Source organism: Pseudomonas putida (genome assembly GCF_005080685.1).
Classification (GTDB): domain Bacteria; phylum Pseudomonadota; class Gammaproteobacteria; order Pseudomonadales; family Pseudomonadaceae; genus Aquipseudomonas; species Aquipseudomonas putida_V.
In genome coordinates, this window is the sequence record NZ_CP039371.1 from 1,522,988 (window position 1) to 1,546,065 (window position 23,078).

Sequence of the window (23,078 nt, forward strand, 5' to 3'; positions counted from 1 at the left end):
CGCCCGGCCAGCCCCCTGTAGGAGCGGGTTTACCCGCGAAGAGGCCGGCACAGACAAGCACTTGGCACACTCTCTGCTTTAACCCAGATACAACAAAGCCCATTGGTCAACGGCGACCAACCCGGGCCCACACACCGTGATGAATACAGGCAAAGGCGCCTGGAGCTTCGGCTCCAGGCGCTTTTTTTTTGATCGAGGATCGGCTATGAAGGCAACAGTGAACGGCGGGCAACGAGAGCGATTGGTCATCGTCGGCAACGGCATGGTCGGTCATCACTGCGTCGAGCAACTGGTCGAACGCGGTGCCCTGGCGCGCTTCGAGGTGCGGGTTTTCGGCGAGGAGCGCCAGCGCGCCTACGACCGGGTGCACCTGTCGGAGTACTTCGGCGGTAGCTGCGCCGAGACCCTGGCCCTGTGCGAGCCGGGCTTCTACGACGCCAGCGCAGTGCACCTGCACCTGGGCGAGGCGGTACTTCAAATCGACCGCGAACGCCAAGAGGTGATCACTGCCGAAGGCCGCTACGGCTATGATCAGTTGATCCTGGCGACTGGCTCCTATCCGTTCGTGCCGCCGATCGAGGGTTCCAGCGGCGATGCCCGGTTGGTCTACCGCACCCTCGACGACCTCGACGCGATCCGTGCCGCAGCCAGTGGTGCCCGCCGTGGCGTGGTGGTCGGTGGCGGTTTGCTCGGCCTGGAGGCCGCCAATGCGCTGAAGTCCCTCGGTCTGGAAGCCCATGTGGTGGAGTTCGCTCCACGGCTGATGCCGGTGCAGCTGGACGGCGAGGGCGGGGCGGCGCTGAAGGCGCAGATCGAAGCCCTGGGCGTGGGTGTGCACCTGTCGCGCGCCACCCAGTCGATCAGTGCGGGCGAGCGCTACCGCTACCGGATGAACTTCGATGGCGGTGAGCACCTGGAAACCGACCTGATCGTGTTTTCCGCCGGCATCCGCCCGCAGGATGCCCTGGGCCGCTCCAGCGGCCTGGATATCGCCGCCCGTGGCGGCGTGGTGATCGATAACCACTGCCGTTCCAGCGACCCACGCATCTTCGCCATCGGTGAGTGCGCCTCGTGGAACGGCAGCGTGTTCGGCCTGGTCGCACCCGGCTACAGCATGGCGCGCAACCTCGCCGCGTTGCTGATGGGCGAAGCGGCCAGTGAGTTCAGCGGCGCCGACATGTCCACCAAGCTCAAGCTGCTGGGGGTGGACGTCGGCTCCATCGGCGATGCCCACGGCGCCACGCCCGGTGCGCGCAGCTACCGCTTCATCGATGAGGCCAACAGCGCGTATCGCCGCCTGGTGGTCGATGCCAGCGGCAAGAAAGTGCTCGGCGCGGTGCTGGTCGGCGACAACAGCTACTACGACACACTGCTGCAATACGCCCAGAACGGCATCGCCCTGCCAGCCGACCCGGCCGCGCTGATCCTGCCGCAGGGTGGCGGCGCACCGGCCCTGGGCGCCGACGCGTTGCCCGACAGCGCGACCATCTGCTCGTGCCACAACGTCAGCAAGGGTGCGGTGTGCGGCGCCATCGACAGCGGCTGTGGCGACCTCGCCGCAGTCAAGGCCTGCACCAAGGCGGCCACTGGCTGTGGCGGTTGCGCGGCCCTGCTCAAGCAGGTGTTCGAGCATGAGTTGACCGCCCGCGGTGTGACCGTGGACAAAAGCCTGTGCGAACACTTCGCCTATACCCGCCAGGAACTCTACGCGCTGGTGCGGGTAGAGGGCATCCGCACCTTCCATGACCTGCTCGCCCTTCACGGCAAGGGCCATGTCGGTTGCGACATCTGCAAGCCAGCGGTGGGCAACATCCTCGCTTCATGCTGGAACCAGCCAATCATGGACCCGGCGTTGGTACCGCTGCAGGACACCAACGACACCTTCATGGCCAACATGCAGAAGAACGGCACGTATTCGGTAGTGCCGCGCATCCCCGGTGGCGAGATCACCCCGGACAAGCTGATCGTGATCGGCCAGGTGGCGAAGAAATACGACCTCTACACCAAGATCACCGGCGGCCAGCGCATCGACCTGTTCGGCGCCCAGTTGCACGAGCTGCCGTTGATCTGGGGCGAGCTGATCGAGGCCGGCTTCGAGACCGGTCATGCCTATGGCAAGTCCACCCGCACGGTGAAGTCGTGCGTCGGCAGCACCTGGTGCCGCTACGGCGTGCAGGACAGCGTCGGCATGGCCCTGCGCCTGGAAGACCGCTACAAGGGCCTGCGCAGCCCGCACAAGCTCAAGTTCGCGGTGTCTGGCTGCACCCGAGAGTGCGCCGAGGCGCAGAGCAAGGACATCGGCGTGATCGCCACCGACAAAGGCTGGAACCTGTACATCTGCGGCAATGGCGGCATGCGCCCGCGGCATGCCGAGCTGTTCGCCACCGACCTGGACGACGAGACCCTGGTGCGCCTGATCGACCGCGTGCTGATGTTCTACATCCGCACCGCCGACAAGCTGCAGCGCACCTCGGTGTGGCGCGAGAGCCTCGATGGCGGGCTGGACTACCTCAAGCAGGTCATTCTCGACGACAGCCTGGGCCTTGCCGCCGAGCTCGAGGCGCAGATGCAACATGTGGTCGACCAATACGAATGCGAGTGGGCCAACGCCCTCAAGGACCCGGAAAAGCTCAAGCGCTTCCGCACCTTCGTCAACGACCGGCGCGCCGACCCGGACGTGCACTTCGTCCGCGAGCGCGAACAGCGCCGTCCCGCTGCCCCGCTGCACCTGATCCCCACTGTCGAGGAGGCTGTCTGATGAACCTGTCCAATGCTGCTGTGAAAACCCAACCGAACTGGCAGGCGGTGTGCCAGGCCGATGACCTGGTCGCCGACTCGGGCGTGGTGGTGTGGCTCGACGGCGCCCAGGTGGCGGTGTTCTACCTGCCTGGCCAGGAGCAACCGGTGTATGCGGTAGACAACCGCGACCCGCGCTCCGGGGCCAATGTGATCGGCCGTGGGCTGGTGGGGAGCGTGCAGGGGGAGTTGGTGGTGGCGGCGCCGCTGTACAAGCAGCACTTCAGCCTGGCGAGTGGTCGCTGCCTGGAGGATGACGGGCAGCGGTTGCGGGTGTGGCCGGTGCGATTGAAGGGTGGGGCGGTGGAGGTGGCGGTGGGCTGATCCGCCTCGTTTGGCCCTATCGCCGGCAAGCCGGCTCCTACAGGATCGGTGATGTTCCTGTAGGAGCCGGCTTGCCGGCGATAGGGCCGCTTCAGGCTATCTAGATCACAAGCCCCTGCGGCTTACGCCCGGCAAACACCTCCACCAGCCCATCGACCACCATCTCGCCCATGCGCGTGCGGGTCTGCACCGTGGCGCTGGCCCGATGCGGTTGCAGCACCACGTCTTCCCGTTCGAACAACGCCTCTGGCGCGCGTGGTTCGTCGGCGAACACATCCAGCGCCGCCCCGGCGATCTCGCCGGCCTGCAACGCCGCGATCAACGCCGGCTCATCCACCAGCTTGCCGCGCGCGATGTTGATCAGGTAGCCCGCAGGCCCCAACGCCCGCAGCACCTCACGGTTGATCAGCGCCTGGCCCTGGTCGGCGGCCGCCGCCAGGATCAACGCATCGCTGTTTTCGGCCAGTTGCAGCAGGTCGGCCTCGAAGCCGTAGGGCACGTCCAGCGCCTGCAGGTCGGTGTAGCGGATCGGGCAACCGAACGCCGCAGCCCGCTGGGCCACTGCGCGGCCAACCCGGCCCATGCCGACGATGCCCACGCGCATGCCCGACACCTGGCGTGCCAGCGGCAGCGGCGCCAGAGGCGTGGCGCTGGTCGCCCAACTACCTGCGCGAACGAAACGATCGCCGGTGCAGATACCACGACACACGTTCAACAGCAGGCCGATGGCCAGGTCCGCGACGTCTTCGGTCAGCGCGCCGATGGTGGCGGTCACCTGGATGCCGCGGTCGCGGGCATAGGCCAGGTCCACCGCGTCGGTGCCCACGCCGTTCACCGCCACCACCTGCAAGTTGGGCAGGCGCGCCATCAGCGCCTGGCTGATGCCGGTATGTCCGCCCGTGACCACGCCACGGATGTTGGCGCCGTGGGCGGCGATGCAGGCGTCCTTGTCGGCCTGCTCGAAGTAGCGATGCACGGTGAACAGCGACTCCAGGCGCTCGCGTACCGCCGGGATGAGGATGGGGCTCAGTTGCAGGATTTCAGGTTTCATCAAGCAGTTCCTTTCAAGGCAGTAAAGATCAGCCGCGCCCGACGAAGGGCATGTTGCTGGCCATCACGGTCATGTTCAGCACGTTGGCTTCCAGCGGCAGCGCGGCGATGTAGCGCACCGCATCGGCCACGTGGCGCACGTCGACCATCGGCTCGGCGGCGATATCGCCATTGGCCTGGCGCACGCCACGGGTCATGCGTTCGGACAGTTCGGTCAGGGCGTTGCCGATGTCCACCTGGCTGCAGACGATGTTGTAGGCCCGGCCATCGAGCGCCAGCGCCTTGGTCAGGCCCAGCACTGCATGCTTGCTGGCGGTGTAGGGCGCGGTGAATGGGCGCGGGGTATGCGCCGAGATCGAGCCGTTGTTGATGATCCGCCCGCCCTGGGGCTGCTGGCGGCGCATCAGGCCGAAGGCGGCGCGGGCGCACAGGTACACGCCATCGACGTTGGTGGCGATGACGTTGCGCCAGTTCTCCAGCGGCAACTCGTCGACCGGTACTGCCGGAGCGTTGATGCCGGCATTGTTGAACACTACGTCGAGGCGGCCATGCACTTCCTCGATGGTGGCGAACAGTTGTGCCACGCTGTGTTCGTCGCGCACGTCGGTGGGCACCGCGAGGGCTTCGCCGCCGGCGGCCCGGGCTTGATCGGCCAGTGCGTGCAGGGGCTCGATGCGGCGGCCGGCGAGGACCAGGCTGAAGCCGTCCTCGAGCAGCGCGAGGGCGACAGCGCGACCGATGCCGCTGCCGGCACCGGTGACCAGGGCGATTTTCTTGTTCTGCGTTGGGCTCATGGGTACTCCAGGAAAGTCAGCAGGAAGTTCAGGCGGCGTGGGTGCTTTGCATAGTGGGACGTGGGCCGACCTGCAGATGCAGTTCGCCGATGCCGTCGATGCCGGCGTGGACCACATCGCCAGGGTTCAGGGGGCCACGCCGGGCGGGCTGCCGGTCATGATCAGGTCACCGGGGCGCAACGGCAGTTGCCGGGACAGGCGGCTGATCACCTCGGCCAGTGGCCAGGTCTGCTGGCCCAGGTGGGCGCGCTGGCGCTCCTGGCCATTGACCCGCAGCCACAGGCTGGCATCCAGCGGCCAGGCGCGTTGGCTGGCCGGGACGATGGCGGTCATCGGGGCCGACGCCTCGAACACCTTGGCACCTTCCCACGGCAGGCCTTCGGCCTTGGCCTGACGCTGGCGGTCACGGCGGGTCAGGTCGAGGCCTGCGGCAAAGCCGAAAACATGGTCAAGGGCCTGCTCAGGGGCGATGTCGGCACCGCCTTCGCCGATGGCCACCACCAGTTCGATCTCGTGGCAGAACTCGTCGGTCTGTGGCGGGAAGGGCAATTCGCCCGAGGCCGGGACGACATTGCAGGCGGGTTTCATGAAGAACACCGGCTCGCTGGGCGCCGGGCCTGCGGCCTCGGGCCAGGGGTAGTTGCGACCCAGGCAGAACACCCGGCCCACCGGAAAGCGCGTGGTGCTTCCGGTGATCGGCAGGCTGACCGTGGCCGGTGGGTTGAACAGGTACGACATGGGGACTTCCTCCGTGCTGGAGTGGCCAGCGTAAACAGCGGCGGGCGGGCAAAGTTGGAGATAAACGGGGTTGGCTTGGACTAATCCGGGGAGCTGCTTTGGTCTATGCCGGCTTCTTCGCGGCTAAATCCGCTCCTAAAGGACTGCGATCCATCTGTAGGAGCGGCTTTAGCCGCGAAGAGGCCGGCAAAACCCCTGCAATGCTCGACTCAGGCCGCCGTCTTCAGCTCGATCCGGTACAACTTGCCCAGCAGCAGCGAGTAGGAAAGGGTGCCCATCAACGCCACGCCGCCGATGAACCAGAACGCCATGGCGAACGAGCCGCTGGCATGCACGATGGCGCCGATCACGATCGGTGTGACGATGCCGCCGATGTTGGCCGCCAGGCTGGTGATGCCGCCGGTGAGCCCGATCAGTTCCTTGGGCGCCACCTCCGACACCGCCGCCCACGACGACGAGGCGATGCCCTGGGCGAAGAAGGCCAGGGTGAGCACGGCGATGCACAGCACGTTGGAGTCGGTGAAGTTGACCAGTACGATCGACATGCCCAGCATCGAGCCCACCACCAGTGGCAGCTTGCGGGCGAACGACAACGAATAGCCGCGGCGAATCAGCAAGTCGGAGACGATCCCCGCCAGGAGAATGCCCACGGTCGCGCCAATGAACGGCATCACCGCGAAGATGCCGACCTTGATCAGGGTCAGGTGGCGCTCCTCGATCAGATAGGTGGGGAACCAGGTGAGGAAGAAGTACAGCGCCGAAGTGCTGGCGAACTTGCCCAGGCAGATCGCCCAGATCTGGCGATAGCGGAACAGCTCGGCCACCTGGCGCCAGTCGAAGCGGGTGCGTTGCTGGCTGCTTTTCACCAGCCCGCCGCCTTGCTCGATGTAGGCCAGTTCTTCCTTGCTGACTTTCTTGCAGCTCAGCGGGTCGCGGTACAGCCACAACCACAGCACGCCGAACACGATACCGACCAGGCCTGTGCTGTAGAACACGTGGCGCCAGTCGTAGGTGGTGGCCAGCCATAGCAGCGCGCCGGTGAACAGCGCAGTGCCCAGGTATTGGCCGCAGACATAGATGCTGCTGGCCATGCCGCGTTCACGGGCAGGGAACCACACCGTCACCGCACGGCTGTTGGCCGGGAAGGCCGGAGCCTCCATCGCGCCCACTGCCAGGCGCAGGCCGAACAGCGAGGCGAAGCCGCTGGCCAGGCCCTGGGCGACGGTGACCGCCGACCAGCTGATCAGCGACACGCCGTAGGTCAGGCGCGAGCCGAACCGGTCGGCGACGAAGCCGGCAGGCACCAGGGCCAGGGCGTAGGTCCAGGCGAAGGCGGAGAAGATCAGGCCCATCTCGACCTTGTCCAGGCCCAGGTCCTTGGACATGAAGGGCGCGGCGATGGAAATGTTGACCCGGTCCACGTAGTTGATGATGGTCGCCACCAGCAGCAGTGAGAGCATGAACCAGCGGCGGCGAGTGGGCAGGCGTTGCGATGTGGCCGCGTCCAGGGCGAACGGCGCCGCGGAACGCGAGGTAGGCGTGCTCGACATGAGTCGACCTCGTTTGTTGTTGTTGGTTGAGGTTGGGCTGCAGTCCCTTTTTTAAGGTGGTCGTACAACCTTCGAAATGCAACGCTGGGGTTAGATCGTTTTTTGCAGAGGGGCGGGGCCTTGGCTGTATTGTCCAAAAAAAATGTGGGCGGGGGTTGGGTGCGTTTGATTGGCTGAAAAGCTTGATATAGAGGGTTTTCGGCGATCTGGAGGTGTACGGGTTTTTGAAGGGGTGGCTAAATTTATGAGTTTGGACATCGTACAACTTGTTGCCAGCTAGGCCGGATGCCGGTCAGAATTATCCGGTGCATGTGCCGGCCCTTTCGCGGGTAAATCCGCTCCTACAGGGCCAGCGCTGCCCCTGTGTAGGAGCGGGCTTGTCGGGGCGCCGAACCGCCGCGAAAGGGCCCGCACAGGCACCCCATCGTCTTACAGACCGGAGAAAGCCCAATGCCCCCCAAGCACGAGGTCCCGACCTACCTCATGCAGCAGCGCAGCGAGCTGATGGACTTCCACATCCGCGACCAGCGCGGCCGCCCCGCCGAGACCGCGCCGCATCGCCACGAGTACTTCCAGATCCAGATCAACTTCGGCGGCGACACGGTGCAGCACATCGGCAGCGTGCAGCGCCCGTTCCGGCGCAATACCCTGGCGTTCATCCTGCCGCACCGGGTCCACGTGATTCCGCACCCGGCCGACAGCGACTTCGTGGTCATCAACTTCTCCCAGACTTTCCTGCTGCCGCACCTGGCCTGCGACCCCATGGACCTGGAGGAAGTGTCGATCCTGCAGGCGCCCGAACTGTCACCCTTTCGCTTCCAGGAACACCTGGACTTCTGCCTCGACGACGCCGATTTCGCCGAAGTGCGACACATGCTCGAACGCATGCGCGAACTCGATGGCAACCGCCGTTTCGGCACTCGCGAAGTGCTCAAGGGGCTACTGCTGCAACTGATCGGGCAAGTCTGCGGCCTATACGCCGAACCCCTGCGCGAACTGGCCGAGGGCAACGCCGCGCAACTCAGCCGACGTGCCGCGCTGGGACGCATGAGCGACTACCTGCGCCGGCACATCGACGACCCCGACCTCAACCTGCACAAGGTGGCAGCGGCGACCTACCTGTCGCCGACCTACCTGACCCACTGGCTGCGCAAGGAGATCGGCAAGACCTTCAGCGAGCTGGTCCTGGAGCGGCGCATGCACACCGCGCGTAACTACCTGCTCAACGGCAACCGCCCGGTGGGCGAGGTGGCGCGGCTTTGTGGGTTTGCCGACGAGGCCTACTTCTCCCGGCGTTTCCGCCAGATCCACGGCCTGCCGCCCGGGCAGTTCCGCCGCCAGCAGCGCGACCCGGATACGCCGCAGGTGGCGATGCGGTAAGCTTGCCGCATGAACCTCGACACCCGTATCAAGTACCGCCACCTGCTGTGCTTCCTGGAGATTGCCCGGCAGGGCAGCCTGGCCAGGGCGGCCGACATCCTGGCCATCAGCCAACCGGCGATTTCCAAGACCCTGAAGGAACTCGAAGACCTGCTCGAAACGCGCTTGTTCGAGCGCAGCCGCCAGGGCGTCGAGCTGACTCCGGCCGGCACCCGGTTCATGCGCTACGCCGGGCCCAGCGTGCAAGCCCTGAGGGACGGCGTGAGCAGCCTGCGCGGCGAGGCCCGGGCACCTTCGCAGGTGCGTATTGGCGTGCTGTCGACGGTCGAGGGCCTGCTCATGCCCGAGGTGTTGTGCCGTCTGCATCAACGCCACGAAGCGTTGCTGATCAGCGTGGTCACTGGCGTCAGTGCGCAATTGCTCGGGCAATTGCACCTGGGCGAGCTGGAGCTGGTGGTCGGGCGCATGACCGACAGCCCGCAGATCCAGGGGCTGTCCTTCGAGCACCTGTACAGCGAGTCGATGGCCCTGGTGGTGCGCCCCGGCCACCCGCTGCTGGCCAGCACGCCGGTGGAGCGGGCGCGGGTGGGGCACTATCCGCTGGTGCTGCCGCCGCCGGGCACCACCATCCGCCAGCATGCCGACAGCCTGTTCGTGCAATGTGGCATCGAGCCTTCGGCGCAGCGCCTGGAAACCCTGTCGCTGGCGCTCAGCCGTCGCTACCTGCTGGGCAGCGACGCGGTTTGGGTGGCACCGCGCGATGCGGTGTTGATCGACCTGCGCTGCGGCGAGCTGGCCGAGCTCGACCTTGGCGTGCGCGAGCCGGGCGGTTCGGTAGGCATCTGCCGCAATGCGGCATTGGCGCAGAGCCTGCCGGGGCAGTGGGTATGCGAGGTGCTGCGCGAGGTGGCCGGGCAGTATCGGGACGGCCTCTATCCCTGAAAGTGCTGTAGGACAACGCTCAGCGCCAACGGAAATAAATCAGCGCGCACATCGGGCAAAACCGACACAACGGGTCAATACTGGCCAATGGCTGCAGCCCTGCACATGAAGAAGCTGTTAAGTACTGAACTTATGGGCCCAAACCCCCTCTTATGCCGGTAGCCATTGGTTGTGGCCGCCTGCTAAGCTCGCGGCTTTACCCTGATTGCCCCTATGGCGCATGAACAAGGAAATAGCATGAAACAGCATCGTTTGGCGGCTGCGGTTGCCCTGGTAGGCCTGGTACTGGCTGGCTGTGATCAACAAGCCAGCACTCCCGAGCTGAAAACTCCGGCACAGAAAGCTTCCTACGGTATCGGCCTGAACATGGGCAAGAGCCTGGCTCAGGAAGGCATGGAAGACCTTGATTCGAAAGCGGTAGCCCTTGGCATCGAAGACGCTGTCGGCAAGAAAGAGCAGCGCATCAAGGACGACGAGCTGGTAGAAGCGTTCACCTCGTTGCAGAAGCGTGCCGAGGAGCGCCTGGCCAAGGCCAGCGAAGAAGCCTCCGCTGCCGGTAAGAAATTCCTCGAAGAAAACGCCAAGAAGCCTGGCGTGGTCACCACCGCTTCGGGCCTGCAGTACGAAGTGGTCAAGAAGGCCGACGGCCCGCAGCCCAAGGCTACCGACGTGGTCACCGTTCACTACGAAGGCAAGCTGATCGACGGCAAGGTCTTCGACAGCTCGGTCGAACGCGGCAGCCCGATCGACCTGCCGGTTAGCGGCGTGATCCCAGGTTGGGTCGAAGGCCTGCAGCTGATGCACGTCGGCGAGAAGTACAAGCTGTACATCCCGGCTGAGCTGGCCTACGGCGCCCAGAGCCCGAGCCCGCTGATTCCGGCCAACTCGGTGCTGGTGTTCGACCTCGAGCTGCTCGGCATCAAGGACCCGGCCCAGCTGCAGGGCGAGGCTCCGGCCGAAGCCCCAGCCGAAGCGCCGGCCAAGTAACATCGCCGGCCTTGCCGACAACGCCCCGCCTCGACGGGGCGTTGTCGTTTTTGCCCGGAACGAACCTGCCGCAGCGCGGGGTGTCCTAGCCAATGCGGCCTGACGTCAAAACGTTTGCGAGGCTTGAAACCGCTGTGTAAAAAACGCCCGATCTGACCGGGGCCCTTGCCTCGTGGGCGCCTGACGTTGGAAAATTCGCCCTGTTCACAAGGTTATCCACAATAAATGTGGATAACCTATCGCTGCTGGAGGCCCTATGAGCGCACCCTGGAATTTCGCCCGTTTCCTGCCCCTGGCCGAGCGACTGCTCAGCCGGGCCGGTTGCCGGCCTTGCTGTTTGCCGTGGCTCGCAAGGGCCCACGTCTCGGCCAGCTGCGTGACGATGTGCGGCTGCTGCAGTCGCTGTGCCTGGCCTGGTGGCGGGGTGAGTACCGGGCCATCAGCCCCAAGGCGCTGGTGACCATCGTCGCCGGGTTGCTGTACTTCGTCAGCCCCATCGATGCGATCCCCGACTGGCTGCTGGGTGTCGGTTTCCTCGATGACATCGCCGTGCTCGGGTGGGTGCTCAAGACTGTGGCCGATGAGTTGGCGCGCTTCAGGGCGTGGCGTGACAGCCAGGCTCCGGAACGTCTGCGCGTGGTGGAACGTTTGCCGGACACTCCTAAAGCCCTGAGCCTGGAGCGCAATACCCGCTGATTTGGACTCTTCTTGGATTAGTGGGGTTTGGGGTTGGGTTTTGGGATTGGGCCTTGGGATTGGGCTTTGGGATCGGGGGCTGATCCGAGGGATGTAGCGGCGCTACTGGCCCCTTCCGCCTTTACGGCGGGCAACTTTTTTCTTGGAAAAAGTTGCTCAAAACCGCTTGCTCCCACATACGGCCCCTACGCTGCGCTTCGGGGTTCCCTCGCTTCGGCGGCTTGCGGGCCCGCGCGGCCTACGACTTGCTCCGCAAGTCTACATCTCGCGCCTCCGGCTACGCCGGAGGGTGCTTCGCACCTGGCCCTCCAGCCGCCTACGCTCGGCCTCCTGAGGTCGCGGGTAGATCAAGAGCCAGATCAAGAGCCAGATCAAGAGCCAGAGCAATGGCAGGCGAATCGCTGCGCTCTCGCTGTTTACCTATCGCTTTGTGTTGTAGCGGCTAGCGCGGTCTGTCTTTCGAAGATAACGCCAGTGCAGCCGCCGCCGCTAACTTCGCGACGTCAGGAGGCCGAGCGTAGGCGCCTGTAGGGCCAGGTGCGCAGCACCCTTCGGCGAAGCCGAAGGCGCGAGATGTAGACTTGCGCAGCAAGTCGTAGGCCGCGCGGGCCCGGAAGGCGCCGTAGCGAGGGGACCCGTAGCGAAGCGGAGGGCCGGATGCAGGAGCGAGCGGTTTTGCGTCCCTTTTGCCAAGACAAAAGGGACCCGCCGTAAAGGCCATCCCTTTCAAGGTCTTCGGTAGAATCCACTGAAATCCAGTCAGGAAGATCCGAGATGTGGGCTGATGTACTAGCGCGATTCGAGAAAAAAGCACCCGCCAGCGTAATGGCCAAACTTGCCTTGGAGCAGGCCATTGCGCCGGAGTGGATCGATCAGGTTTTCGAGGAGCACCGGCAACGGCAGTATTCTCGCGAGCTGCTGTTCTCGACCATCGTCAAGTTGATGTCGCTTGTTTCATTGGGTTTGAAGCCATCGCTGCATGCTGCGGCCAGACAACTGGACGACCTTCCCGTCAGCTTGGCAGCCCTGTACGACAAGATCAGTCGAACCGAACCTGCCCTGTTGCGTGCTCTGGTGACAGGCTGCGCGCGGCGCTTGGCGCCCACAATCCATGAATTGGGCTGTTCAGCCATGCTTCCTGGCTGGCAAGTTCGAGTGGTCGATGGAAGCCACTTGGCCTCTACCGAAAAGCGTCTTGGCGCGTTGCGCCAAGAGCGCGGGGCGGCTCGCCCCGGGTTCTCGGTGGTGGTTTACGACCCCGATCTGGATCAGGTAATTGACCTCCAGCCGTGCGAGGACGCCTACACAAGCGAACGAGTTTGTGTTTTGCCGTTGCTGGCTGAAGCAAAGGCCAATCAGGTTTGGATTGCTGACCGGCTCTACTGCACGCTGCCTGTAATGGAGGCATGCGAGCAGGTGAACACATCGTTTGTCATTCGCCAGCAGGCCAAGCATCCACGCTTGATCCAGGAGAGTGAGTGGCAGGCGCCAATGCCCGTAGCGACAGGCACAGTGCGCGAACAATCCATCGAAGTAAAAGGCGGGCACCGCTGGCGGCGTGTGGAACTGACACTTCATTCACCAAATGACTCAGGTGACAAAAGCTTGATGTTCTGGAGCAACCTGCCCGAGAGCATCAGTGCACAACAGATCGCAGATTTCTATCGGCGTCGCTGGAGCATTGAGGGGATGTTCCAGCGACTGGAAGCGATTCTGGAAAGTGAAATCGAAACCCTCGGCAGTCCGCGAGCGGCCTTGCTTGGATTCACCACTGCCGTGCTGGCATACAACGTTCTGGCCTTGCTCAAGCGAAGTGTTGAACAGGCTCACCGCGATGCCTTGCCCGAGAATTGGGAAGCTTCGATCTATCACTTGGCGGTGCAGATCAGAGGAGGTTACGAAGGCATGCAGATTGCCTTGCCAACCGAGTACATGCCGGTTGTCTCTATGGAAGACCTGGCCCGGCGGCTACTTGAACTGGCCAGAAACATCCAGCCCAAGCAAGTAGCTAAAAGCCCCCGAGGTCCCAAGGTGCCCAAGCCCAAAGCCTGGGTCCAAGGCACGGCAGTGCATGCACACGTTTCAACCGATCGGGTCATTAAGGCCGCCAAAACCAAAAGACCTTGAAAGGGATGGCCGTAAAGGCGGAAGGGGCCAGTAGCGCCGCTACACACAATGGATCAGCTCACGAGCTAAATGCCAAGCCAAGCCAAGCCAAGCCAAGCCAAGCCAAGCTCCCGGAAAATCCGCGAAGAACCTGAATTTGCCTTGAACCGCACACACTCCCGCGCTTGGTAATATAATTGGCATAAGGATTATGCCTACGGATTACATGCTGTAGGCCTACGTGAGGGGGTTGTAATGGGTATTCAGGTCATCAGCCGGGACGGTCAGCCGGAGTACGCAGTCGTTCCCTGGGAGCAGTATCAGGCCTTGCTCAAGGCGGCAGGGCAGGCGCCGGCAGTGGTCGAGGGCGGCGAGACGGCTGCGGCGAGCGAAGCAGTCAGCCTGCCGGCATTCAGCGAGGTGGCGCGGTTGCGCGAGGCCAAAGGCATCGCGCCCGAGCAGTTGGCGCGTAACGTGGGCGTCAGCCCGGCCTATCTGGCCATGATCGAGTCGGGCGAACGCCAGCCCGATGCCGCCATCCGCCGCGCCCTGGCCTGGCATCTGGGCGTGGCCGGCTGGAGCGAGCCGTCATGAGCCAGGTCAGGATCAGCCGCCAGCATTGGCAGAACCTGCTGGACGAGCTTGACCTGGCCCGCCGACAACGTCACCTGCTCACCTATCGCGCATTGCTGGAGCGCCTGCAGTTGCCCACGCCGGCGATGCAGACGCTCACCGCCGCGCTGGAGTACCTGGCGCTGCTCGATGCCCGCGCCGAACAGCCGCTGCGCAGTTCGCTGGTCATCAGCCAGGGCGCCAGCCGCTTGCCGCGTACTGGCTTTTTCGAATGCGTGGAACGTCTGGGCCGCTTCTCGGGCCCGGTCGACGGCATGGAGGCGGCGTCGTGGCATGCCTCCGAGGTGGTCAGGGTCTTCGAGTACAGCTATCCCGAAGAAGCCTGAGGGTGTCTGCAGGGGCCTGTCGTGACCAAGTCCGCGAAGGGGCCGCAGCGGGCAAGGCATCCCTGTGAATCACCCCACAAGGCCGCCCAGCGGCATCCAGCAATTCCAGTTCTCGCAGCCCGGCACACCGGCCAAACAGCGCCATCACCTGTCCCAGCGTGGCATCCAGGCCCACGCGCGGTTGAACGGCCACTTGCGTATCGACTTCCGTCATCGGCAGCAGTGGGCTTTCGCGCACTGCCACTTCCTGCGGCCGCCCCAGCAGGTAGCCCTGCACCAGGTCGACGCCCATGTCGCTCAACACCGCCAACTCCTCGGGCAATTCGATACCTTCGGCAATCACCTGCGCCCTGGATGCCCGTGCGATCTGCAGGATCGAGCCGACGAACTCGCGCTTGAGCGGATCCCGATGAATGCCATCGATGAAATGGCGGTCGATCTTCACATACTCGGGACGTAGCTCCGACCACAGGCGCAAGCTCGAATAACCCGCGCCCAGGTCATCCAGGGCAATCGAAAAACCCATGTCGCGGTAGTGATGCAGGGCGGTGGACAGCAACTGGAAGTCGTCGGTGGGGGTCTGCTCGGTCAACTCGATCACCACCCGACCTGGGGCCAGGCCGACCTGTTCGAGCAACTTGAGGGTGCGCCCAGACGGGTAGTGCGGTTCGAGCAGCGACTCAGGAGAGATGTTGAGGAACAACTTGCCTTCGAGGTTTTGCTCGCTGAAGCGGCGGCAGGCGCTCTCCCGGCAGACCGCTTCGAGTTCGGTCAGGCGGCCGGCCTGGCGGGCGATGGCGAAGAGATTCAGCGGCGAGTGCAGGGGGCTGTTGGACGGCCCGCGGCAGAGCGCTTCGTAGCCGATCACCCGCTGGCCGGCGAGGCTCACGATCGGTTGGAACAGGCTGTGGATGCGGCGATGAGCCAGGATGGCGCTCAAGGCACTGAGCTGTTCGGCGACGGTCATGACGGGTTCCTGAAAATGAGGGGCCAGGACAGCGGCATGTCCGGCCCAGGTATTTCACGACAGGGCGATGACTGTTTGATGACGGACGACGTCAAACTGCCATCATTCGTTGCGAATGCGCACGGCCTGCCAGACCAATGGCGTTGACGAGGCCGCGGTGCTCGCGCTGCGCCCCGAGCAGCAGGTGCTCAAAGGTTTCGAAGGCGTCTGAATGAAACGCAGACACTGATCGCCCTGTTGTGCTGCAGGCTGGGGTGATTTCCAGATCGAGCGCCGCCCGCACAGCGCTCGATACATACGGCACTGAATTTCTCAAACGCACACAAAAAAGGGGCGAACACCTAAATGTTCGCCCCTTTTGCGTTACAGCCCATGCCTCAGTGCTTGGCCACCTGCGAGCTGGCGCTCAGGTAGTCGAGCAAAATGCGACCGGTTTCGGACAGATAGGCGTCGTCCTCCGGCTTGGTGTCTTCATCCTCCGCCGGCAGGGCGTCCTCGTCTTCCTTCTTCAGCTCCTTGAGCGGCTCTTCGCCCTTGGCCTTGCGGCGGATGTTCTCCAGGGCCAGTTGCTTGGCCTCGATCTCATCGTGGCGCGCGCGGCGCTCCTGCTCGTTGAGGCTGACGGTCTTCTCATTCATCAGCTTTTGCGTCAGCGCCAGGCGGTCACGGATGTAGGTGAACTCGGCATCCTTGGCGCTGCGCGCCTCATGCTGCGCCTTGAGCTGGGCCAGGTACGGTTTGAACGGGTCGGCCGCAGGCTTGACCACTGGACGAATGGTGTCCCATGGCATCGCTTCGGGCAGGGCGCTTTCGCCGATTTCCTTGGTGTCGATGATCGACGGGTAGTCGATGTCCGGCAGCACGCCCTGGTGCTGGGTGCTCTGCCCGGAAACCCGGTAGAACTTGGCCAGGGTCAGCTTCAGCTCGCCATGGTTGAGCGGCTGGATGGTCTGCACGGTGCCCTTGCCGAAGGTCTGGCCACCGATGATCAGCGCGCGGTGGTAGTCCTGCATGGCGCCGGCGAAGATCTCTGAGGCCGAGGCCGAGAGTCGGTTCACCAGCAGCGCCAGCGGGCCTTTGTAGAAGGCGCCGGTGTTCTCGTCTTCGAGCACGTCGACGCGACCGTCGCTGTTGCGCACCAGCACCGTCGGGCCCTTGTCGATGAACAGGCTGGTCAGCTCGGTGGCTTCCTGCAGCGAGCCACCACCATTGTTGCGCAGGTCAATGACCACACCGTCGACTTTTTCCTTCTGCAACTCGGTGAGCAGCTTCTTCACGTCACGCGTAGTGCTCTTGTACTCGGGGTCGCCAGCACGGTAGGCCTTGAAGTCGAGGTAGAACGCCGGGATCTCGATGATGCCCAGCTTGTAGTCACGCCCATCCTGCTTGAGCTTGAGCACCGACTTCTTGGCCGCCTGCTCCTCGAGCTTGACCGCCTCGCGGGTGATCGCGACGATCTTCGTGGTCTGGTCGTTCGGTGCATTGCTGGCCGGGATGATTTCCAGACGCACCACCGAGCCTTTCGGGCCACGGATCAGCTTGACCACTTCGTCCAGGCGCCAGCCGACCACGTCGACCATTTCCTTGTTGCCCTGGGCCACGCCGATGATCTTGTCGGCCGGGGCCACCTGCTTGGTCTTGGCCGCCGGGCCTGCCGGCACCAGGCGCACGATCTTGACCTGGTCGTTGTCGCTCTGCAGCACCGCGCCGATGCCCTCGAGCGACAGGCTCATGTTGATGTCGAAGTTTTCCGCGTTGTCCGGCGACAGGTAGTTGGTGTGCGGGTCGTAGGACTGGGCGAAGGTGTTGATGTAGGCCTGGAAGATGTCTTCGGCACGGGTCTGGTCGAGGCGCGCCAGCTGATTCTTGTAGCGCTTGGTCAGGGTTTCCTGGATCTGCTTGGGATCCTTGCCGGCCAGCTTCTGGCGCAGCACCTCGTCCTTGACGCGTTTGCGCCACAGGTCGTCGAGTTCGGCCTGGTTTTTCATCCACGGCGCGTCCTTGCGGTCGACCAGCAAGGTCTCGCGGGTGGTGAAGTCCATTTTGTCGACGCCCTTGGCCAGCTCGGCCAGGGCGAAGTCCAGCCGCGATTTGACGCGGTCGAGGTAGCGTTTGTAGATGGTGAAACCAGGGTCGAGGTTACCGCTCTTGAGGAAGTCGTCGAATTGCGTCTTCCACTTGTCGAATTCGGCGATGTCGGCGGCGGTGAAGTAACTGCGCGCCGGGTCCAGCAGCTTGATGTAGCTGTCGTAGATGATGACGGAGCGGGCGTCGTCCAGCGGCGGTTTGCTGTAGTGGTGGCGCTTGAGCAGCTCGACCACGTTGAGGCTGGCGACGATCTCGTCGCGGTCAGGCTGCAAGCTGTCCCACTTGTTGGCGGCCGACGCATTGCCGCCGAGCGCGAGGCTGCCAAGGCCGATGACCATGGCGAGGGCGGTGCTGGGAAGGAATTGCTTCATGCTGATTCGACGTGGAGGCAATTGATCACGCATAGTAGGCCGTCTTTTCCGTTCGCCGGTTCCAAAGATCCGGTCGCATACTGCAAAAAGCCTGGGACATAGCGGTCCCAGGCTCAGTCATATGATTCAACTATGGAGGCACTGTGAAGGCATTGCAAGGCGTTGACGGACATGTGACCTGGGGCGAAGCCGAACGACCCACCTGTGACGCGGGCCAAGTGCGCATTCGCGTGGCTGCAGCGGGGCTTAACCGCGCCGATCTGCTGCAAAAGGCGGGGCTTTACCCGCCACCGCCAGGTGCCAGCCCGTACATGGGCCTGGAGTGCGCCGGGGTGATCGAGGAAGTGGGTGCCGGTGCCGACTGGCGCGTGGGTGACCGCGTATGCGCGCTGTTGGCCAGCGGCGCGATGGCCGAGGAAGTGGTGGTCGACGCCCGCCATGTGCTGCCGGTACCTGAAGGCCTGAGCCTGCATGAAGCGGCGGCGTTGCCCGAGGTGTATGCCACCGCCTGGTTGAACATCTTCCAGCTTGGCGGCGTGAAGGCCGGCGAGAAGGTACTGGTGCATGCCGGTGCCAGTGGCGTGGGTAGCGCGGCGATCCAGCTGTGCAAGGCCTTCGGCAGCCCCGTGTGGGTCAGCGTTGGCTCCAAGGACCGCCTGGACTACTGCCAGGCCCTCGGCGCCGCGGGTGGCGTGGTACGTAACGAGAACCTCGACGACCTGGAAGGCTTCGGGCCGTTCGATGTAATCCTCGACCCGGTGGGCGCCAGCTATGGCCAGCTCAACCTCAAGCTCCTGGCACGTGATGGGCGTTGGGTGATCATCGGTCTTATGGGTGGGCGTAAGGTCGAACTGGACCTGGCCCTGGTGCTGGGCAAGCGCCTGCAGGTCACAGGCTCGACGCTGCGCAACCGCGACGATGGCTTCAAGGCCGAATTGCTGCGTGATCTGCAACAGCAGGTATGGCCGCTGTTCAGCGAAGGGCGTTTGTCGCCGCAGCTGGTCGATACCTACCCGGTGGAGTTCGCCCAGGCAGCGTATGCCGAGCTTGAGAGCAATCAGGTGTCGGGCAAGCTGGTGATGGTGATCGACCCTAGCCTGGTGTAGGCAGGCCCGGCCCCTTCGCGGGACAAGCCCGCTCCCACAGGCGCATCACCGTGTCCGGATGAATGATGACCTGTGGGAGCGGGCTTGCCCCGCGAAGGGGCCAGAACCGACGCAGCAGGTTTCAGCTCCAGCTCAAAATCGGCCAGCCATTGGTCTGTGCATGCTCACGCAGCACCGCATCGGGGTTGACCGCATGCGGATGGTCGACCTTCAACAGCAACGGCAGATCGTTGCGCGAATCGGAATAGAAACTCGCGCCCTCCAGATTCTCCTGCTCCTGGTCCAGCCACTCCATCAGCCGCGTGATCTTGCCCTCGCGGTAGGTCAGCACCCCATGGGTCTTGCCGGTATACACCCCATTGACCGCCTCCAGCTCGATCGCCAGGTATTCATCCACGCCCAGGCGCGCCGCAATCGGCCCGACCAGGTGCGTGCCGCTGGCCGAGATGATCAGGATGCGGTCGCCGCGCTGCCGGTGTTCGGCAATGCAGCGGCAGGCGTCGCCGTAGATGATCGGTTCGATCACGTCCTCGACCCATGGCTCGACCAGGTGCGCGACTTCCTCCAGGGTACGCCCGGCAATCGGCTCCAGGCTGAAGGCCATGTATTCCTCCATGCGCAGGTGGCCCCTGCCGTAGGCCTCCATCAGTTCACGGTCGCGGCGCAGGAACTCCTTGCCATCGACCCAGCCCAGGCGGGCCATCTGCTCGCTCCAGAGCGAGGCGCAGTCGCCATGAATGAGGGTTTCGTCCAGATCGAAAATTGCCAGTGCCATATACGTCTCCTTAGGCCACTTCCCGCAATGCTGTAGGGTCGATGGACAATGCCACCTGTTGGCCGTCCGCGTACAGGTCTGCCGACGAGCGATTGAGCACGTCGACCACCAGTTCCACGTCGCGCACCTGCACCCGGTAGCGGATCACGTTGCCCAGCAGGCTGTGGCTGCGCACCAGGCCCTGCAGTTCGCCCTCGCGGCCGAGGCTGATGGCTTCCGGGCGGATCGCCAGGCGGCTGTCGATCGGGCGCTGCAGCAGGCGGCTGGCGCTTTGTGGATCGAGCAGGTTGTAGTTGCCGATAAAGCCCGCGGCGAACAGGTCCACCGGGGCGGTATAGAGGGTTTCGGCATCACCGCTCTGGACGATACGCCCTTCGTTCATCAGGAAGATGCGGTCCGACATGGTCAGCGCTTCTTCCTGGTCGTGGGTCACGAAGATGGTCGTCAACCCGAGCTCGCGCTGGATGGCACGGATCTGTTCGCGCAGGTGCTTGCGGATGCGCGCATCCAGCGCCGACAGGGGTTCGTCGAGCAACAGCAGGCGCGGGCGGGTGACCAGTGAACGGGCCAGGGCCACGCGCTGGCACTGGCCGCCCGACAGCTGGACTGGGTAGCGCCCGGCGAAGCTGCCCAGCTCGACCAGGGCCAGGGCTTCTGCCACCCGCGCCTGGCGCTCGCTACCGGCGACTTTCTGCATGCGCAGGCCAAAGGCTACGTTCTGCTCGACGGTCATGTTGGGGAACAACGCATAGCTCTGGAACACCATGCCGATGCCGCGCTTTTGCGGGCTCAGCGGCACCAGGTCGTGGCCATCGAGAAGGATGCGGCCGCTGTCCACCGAGGTCAGCCCGGCGATGCAGCGCAGCAACGTGGACTTGCCGCATCCCGAGGGGCCGAGCAGGGTGACGAATTCGCCGCGTTCGATCTGGCAGTCGATGTCCTGGAACACCGGGGTGCCTGCGTAACGCTTGTGCAGCCGTTGCACGCTGACGAAGCTCATGTCAGGTCTTGTCCTTGTTCAGACGGTTGGCGATCCAGGTCATGACCAATACGAAGGCGAAGTAGGAGATGACCAGGGCGCTGTTGAAATGACCGCTGCTGTTGCGCATGTTGTTCAGGTACACCTGCAGGGTCTCGTAGCGCGTGCCGACCAGCAGGTTGGCGAACACGAACTCGCCGAACAGGAACGAGAACGACAGCAGCAGCGCCACCATCAGGCCTTTGCGCAGGTTCGGCAGTACCACCAGAAAGGCGGCCTGCCAGGTGCTGGCGCCGAGCAACTGGGCGGCGTCCATCAGGTCGCGCAGGTTGATGGCCTGGAGGTTGTTGGTGATCGCCCGGTACATGAACGGCAGGGCGATGGTGAAGTAGCAGCCGATCAGGATCCACGGCGTGCCGACCATGGCCATCGGCCCGCTGCCATACAGTTGCAGCAGCCCCACCGACGACACCACCGGCGGCACCGCGAACGGCAGCAGGATGAGGACGTTCATCAGTGCGTCGAGCCGGGGGAAGTGATAGTGCACCACGAACAACAGCGGCAGGATCAGCAACACCGACAGCACCAGTGCGCCCACGCACACCAGTAGCGACTGGCCGAAGGCGGCGAGGAAGCGTGGCTCGCTCCACAGCGCCAGGTACCACTTGAAGGTCAAACCGCTGGGCAGCAGGCTGGCCGACCAGCTGGTGGCCAGCGAGTAGAGCAGGGTCCCGGCCAGCGGCAGCAGCAGGATCAGGAACAGCAGGTACACCACCACGCGGTGATACAGGCTGGCCGAAAAGGGCTTAACGGGCATGGTAGCTCCTCTTCAGCAGCCATTGGTGGACCACCGTGACCAGCGTCATCAGACCCACCAGCACCATGGCCAGGGCGCTGGCCAGGTTCGGGTCGAGGCTGATGTCGCCCGCCACCAGGCTGGCGATACGGATCGGCAGCACATTGAAGTTACCGGTGGTCAGCGCGTACACCGTGGCGTAGGCACCCAGGGCGTTGGCCAGGAGAATGACGAAGGTGCCGAGCAGTGCCGGGGTAAGCACCGGTAGCCCGATGTGCCGCCAGTACTGCCAATGGTTGGCCCCCAGCAGCGCGGCGGACTCGCGCCAGTCTTCGCGCAGGGCGTCGAAGGCGGGGTAGAGCAGCAGCACGCCGAGCGGGATCTGAAAATAGGTGTACACCAGGATCAGGCCGCTCTTGGAGTAGATGCTGAAGTCCTGGAGCAGGCCGATCTGCTTGAGCAGCAGGGTCAGCGCGCCGTTGAAACCGAGCAGGATGATGAAGGCGAAGGCCAGCGGCACCCCGGCAAAGTTGCTGGTCATGTTGGCGAACGCACTGACGAAATCGCGCAGCCGCGAGTCCACCTGGCGCAGCGAATAGGCGCCGAGGGTGGCGATGACGATGCCGAACAGGCTCGACCAGAAGCTGATTTCAAGGCTGCGCTGCAAGGCCTGCAGGTAGAACTTCGAGGCGAATACCTTGGTGAAGTTTTCCAGGCCCCAGCCGGTTTCCGATTGCAGGCTGCTGATGGCCACCCAGGCCAACGGGGCGATCTGGAAGATGACGAAGAACACGGCGAACGGCAACAGGCAGAGCAGGGCGAGATGGCGGCCACGGTTGCCGGCCCTCACTTGAGCAGCTCCCGACACACGGTCTTGTCGTGCGCCGCGCCGAGCAGTTCGCAGATGGTGCCGCACAGCTCGGTCTGCAGTGGCTTGGCGGCAGGGTCGAGGCTGAACGCTTCGCCGAAGACGAACAGCGGTACTTCGCGCTCCTCGGCCAGCAGGCCATTGTGCGAGCGGTCGTTGTTCATGCCATGGTCGGCGGTGACCAACACCTGGTAGCCCTCCTCGAGCCAGTGCGGCAGGTAGTCGGCCAGGAGGATGTCGGCGGTGCGCGCGGCATTGCGGTACTGGCTGCTGTCCAGGCCGTGGCGGTGGCCGATGTCGTCGATGCTCATCGGGTGCACCAGGAGGAAGTTGGGCGCGTGGCGGCGGCGCAGGTACTCGGCATCGGCCAGCAGGTGCGAATCGGGGTAGCGGTCGTCCCAGTAGAACAGGCCGTGCTGGATCGGCAGCTTCGGCGCATGGGTATGGCGGTCGCGCAGAGGATCGAAAGGCGAGCGGTTGTACAGCTCGCTCATCCAGTGATAGGCCGCTGCGGCGGTGCCCAGGTTGGCCTCGCGTGCGTAGTGGAACACGCTGCGCTGGGTCGAGAGGCGGTTGACGTTGTTGTGCACGATGCCGCTGTCGATCGGCGCGACGCCGGTGAGGATGCATTCGTACAGCGGGCGTGACAGGGAGGGCAGCTCGCATTCCACGCGATACAGCGCGGCGCGGTCGGCCTCGACATAGGCATGCAGGTGGCCCATGGCGTGGTGGGCGACTTGGTGGTTGAGGCCGTCGAGCAGGACGAGGATGACGTTGTGTTGCATGGTGGCTCCAGTCAAAAACCG

Annotated in this window: 19 protein-coding genes and 2 pseudogenes; 10 read left to right on the top strand and 11 right to left on the bottom strand. The window is 64.2% G+C overall.

The window, feature by feature from the left end; translation table 11 throughout:
- Positions 1 to 205: 205 nt before the first annotated feature.
- Both nirB and nirD read left to right on the top strand, forming a co-directional pair.
- Positions 206 to 2,758, top strand: coding sequence for a nitrite reductase large subunit NirB (nirB, locus tag E6B08_RS07275; protein ID WP_136913405.1), 2,553 nt, complete (start codon positions 206 to 208; stop codon positions 2,756 to 2,758).
- Positions 2,758 to 3,120, top strand: a complete 363-nt coding sequence (gene nirD, locus E6B08_RS07280; RefSeq protein ID WP_136913406.1) for a nitrite reductase small subunit NirD — start codon at positions 2,758 to 2,760, stop codon at positions 3,118 to 3,120. Before nirB ends, nirD begins: the two co-directional genes overlap by 1 nt.
- Before the next feature lie 100 nt (positions 3,121 to 3,220).
- Here nirD and E6B08_RS07285 read toward each other — a convergent pair whose 3' ends face one another.
- The 4 genes and pseudogenes from E6B08_RS07285 to E6B08_RS07300 form a co-directional block, all read right to left on the bottom strand.
- Positions 3,221 to 4,171: a 2-hydroxyacid dehydrogenase gene (locus tag E6B08_RS07285; RefSeq protein ID WP_136913407.1), complete on the bottom strand. Its 951-nt coding sequence runs from the start codon at positions 4,169 to 4,171 to the stop codon at positions 3,221 to 3,223.
- 28 nt (positions 4,172 to 4,199) lie between these two features.
- Positions 4,200 to 4,964, bottom strand: a complete 765-nt coding sequence (locus E6B08_RS07290) for an SDR family oxidoreductase (protein WP_136913408.1) — start codon at positions 4,962 to 4,964, stop codon at positions 4,200 to 4,202.
- A gap of 28 nt (positions 4,965 to 4,992) precedes the next feature.
- Positions 4,993 to 5,702 (bottom strand): annotated as a pseudogene (locus tag E6B08_RS07295) (fumarylacetoacetate hydrolase family protein).
- A 209-nt stretch (positions 5,703 to 5,911) separates the two neighbouring features.
- A complete protein-coding gene (locus E6B08_RS07300; protein WP_136913409.1) occupies positions 5,912 to 7,252 on the bottom strand; it encodes an MFS transporter in 1,341 nt (446 codons plus the stop codon).
- A gap of 450 nt (positions 7,253 to 7,702) precedes the next feature.
- Between E6B08_RS07300 and E6B08_RS07305 the strand changes: the two genes are divergently transcribed.
- From E6B08_RS07305 to E6B08_RS07335, 7 genes and pseudogenes are all read left to right on the top strand, one after another.
- A complete protein-coding gene (locus E6B08_RS07305) occupies positions 7,703 to 8,632 on the top strand; it encodes a helix-turn-helix transcriptional regulator (protein ID WP_136913410.1) in 930 nt (309 codons plus the stop codon).
- A gap of 9 nt (positions 8,633 to 8,641) precedes the next feature.
- A complete protein-coding gene (pcaQ, locus tag E6B08_RS07310; protein WP_136913411.1) occupies positions 8,642 to 9,574 on the top strand; it encodes a pca operon transcription factor PcaQ in 933 nt (310 codons plus the stop codon).
- 237 nt (positions 9,575 to 9,811) lie between these two features.
- Positions 9,812 to 10,561 (top strand): FKBP-type peptidyl-prolyl cis-trans isomerase, encoded by a 750-nt coding sequence (locus tag E6B08_RS07315; RefSeq protein ID WP_136913412.1) that lies wholly within the window; start codon positions 9,812 to 9,814, stop codon positions 10,559 to 10,561.
- A 256-nt stretch (positions 10,562 to 10,817) separates the two neighbouring features.
- A pseudogene (locus E6B08_RS07320) lies at positions 10,818 to 11,257 on the top strand (YkvA family protein).
- 825 nt (positions 11,258 to 12,082) lie between these two features.
- Positions 12,083 to 13,384, top strand: a complete 1,302-nt coding sequence (locus E6B08_RS07325; protein WP_136917345.1) for an IS4 family transposase — start codon at positions 12,083 to 12,085, stop codon at positions 13,382 to 13,384.
- A 234-nt stretch (positions 13,385 to 13,618) separates the two neighbouring features.
- On the top strand, positions 13,619 to 13,957 hold the full coding sequence (locus tag E6B08_RS07330) for a helix-turn-helix domain-containing protein (RefSeq protein ID WP_136913413.1): 339 nt from the start codon (positions 13,619 to 13,621) through the stop codon (positions 13,955 to 13,957).
- The gene (locus E6B08_RS07335) at positions 13,954 to 14,322 is read left to right on the top strand and encodes a hypothetical protein (RefSeq protein ID WP_136913414.1); all 369 of its coding nucleotides are present in this window, start codon (positions 13,954 to 13,956) and stop codon (positions 14,320 to 14,322) included. The genes E6B08_RS07330 and E6B08_RS07335 overlap by 4 nt, the downstream gene beginning before the upstream one ends.
- Here E6B08_RS07335 and E6B08_RS07340 read toward each other — a convergent pair.
- Together E6B08_RS07340 and E6B08_RS07345 are read right to left on the bottom strand one after the other, a co-directional pair.
- Positions 14,285 to 15,289: an EAL domain-containing protein gene (locus E6B08_RS07340; protein WP_136913415.1), complete on the bottom strand. Its 1,005-nt coding sequence runs from the start codon at positions 15,287 to 15,289 to the stop codon at positions 14,285 to 14,287. The genes E6B08_RS07335 and E6B08_RS07340 overlap by 38 nt on opposite strands.
- A gap of 377 nt (positions 15,290 to 15,666) precedes the next feature.
- Complete coding sequence (locus tag E6B08_RS07345) at positions 15,667 to 17,748, bottom strand: carboxy terminal-processing peptidase (RefSeq protein WP_192938626.1); 2,082 nt, start codon at positions 17,746 to 17,748, stop codon at positions 15,667 to 15,669.
- Between the two features lie 143 nt (positions 17,749 to 17,891).
- Between E6B08_RS07345 and E6B08_RS07350 the strand changes: the two genes are divergently transcribed.
- Positions 17,892 to 18,854: an NAD(P)H-quinone oxidoreductase gene (locus tag E6B08_RS07350; protein WP_136913417.1), complete on the top strand. Its 963-nt coding sequence runs from the start codon at positions 17,892 to 17,894 to the stop codon at positions 18,852 to 18,854.
- 121 nt (positions 18,855 to 18,975) lie between these two features.
- Here the strand turns inward: E6B08_RS07350 and E6B08_RS07355 are convergent, their stop codons facing one another.
- The 5 genes from E6B08_RS07355 to E6B08_RS07375 are packed head-to-tail and all read right to left on the bottom strand — an operon-like array spanning position 18,976 to position 23,057.
- On the bottom strand, positions 18,976 to 19,629 hold the full coding sequence (locus E6B08_RS07355; RefSeq protein ID WP_136913418.1) for an HAD family hydrolase: 654 nt from the start codon (positions 19,627 to 19,629) through the stop codon (positions 18,976 to 18,978).
- Between the two features lie 10 nt (positions 19,630 to 19,639).
- Positions 19,640 to 20,629 carry an ABC transporter ATP-binding protein gene (locus E6B08_RS07360; RefSeq protein ID WP_136913419.1) on the bottom strand — a complete coding sequence of 330 codons (990 nt, stop codon included), beginning with the start codon at positions 20,627 to 20,629 and terminating at the stop codon, positions 19,640 to 19,642.
- Between the two features lies 1 nt (position 20,630).
- Complete coding sequence (locus E6B08_RS07365) at positions 20,631 to 21,425, bottom strand: ABC transporter permease (RefSeq protein ID WP_136913420.1); 795 nt, start codon at positions 21,423 to 21,425, stop codon at positions 20,631 to 20,633.
- Positions 21,415 to 22,254 carry an ABC transporter permease gene (locus tag E6B08_RS07370; protein WP_136913421.1) on the bottom strand — a complete coding sequence of 280 codons (840 nt, stop codon included), beginning with the start codon at positions 22,252 to 22,254 and terminating at the stop codon, positions 21,415 to 21,417. Before E6B08_RS07370 ends, E6B08_RS07365 begins: the two co-directional genes overlap by 11 nt.
- Entirely contained in the window at positions 22,251 to 23,057 is an 807-nt protein-coding gene (locus E6B08_RS07375) for an alkaline phosphatase family protein (protein ID WP_136913422.1), read from the bottom strand. The genes E6B08_RS07370 and E6B08_RS07375 overlap by 4 nt, the downstream gene beginning before the upstream one ends.
- Between the last annotated feature and the right edge of the window lie 21 nt (positions 23,058 to 23,078).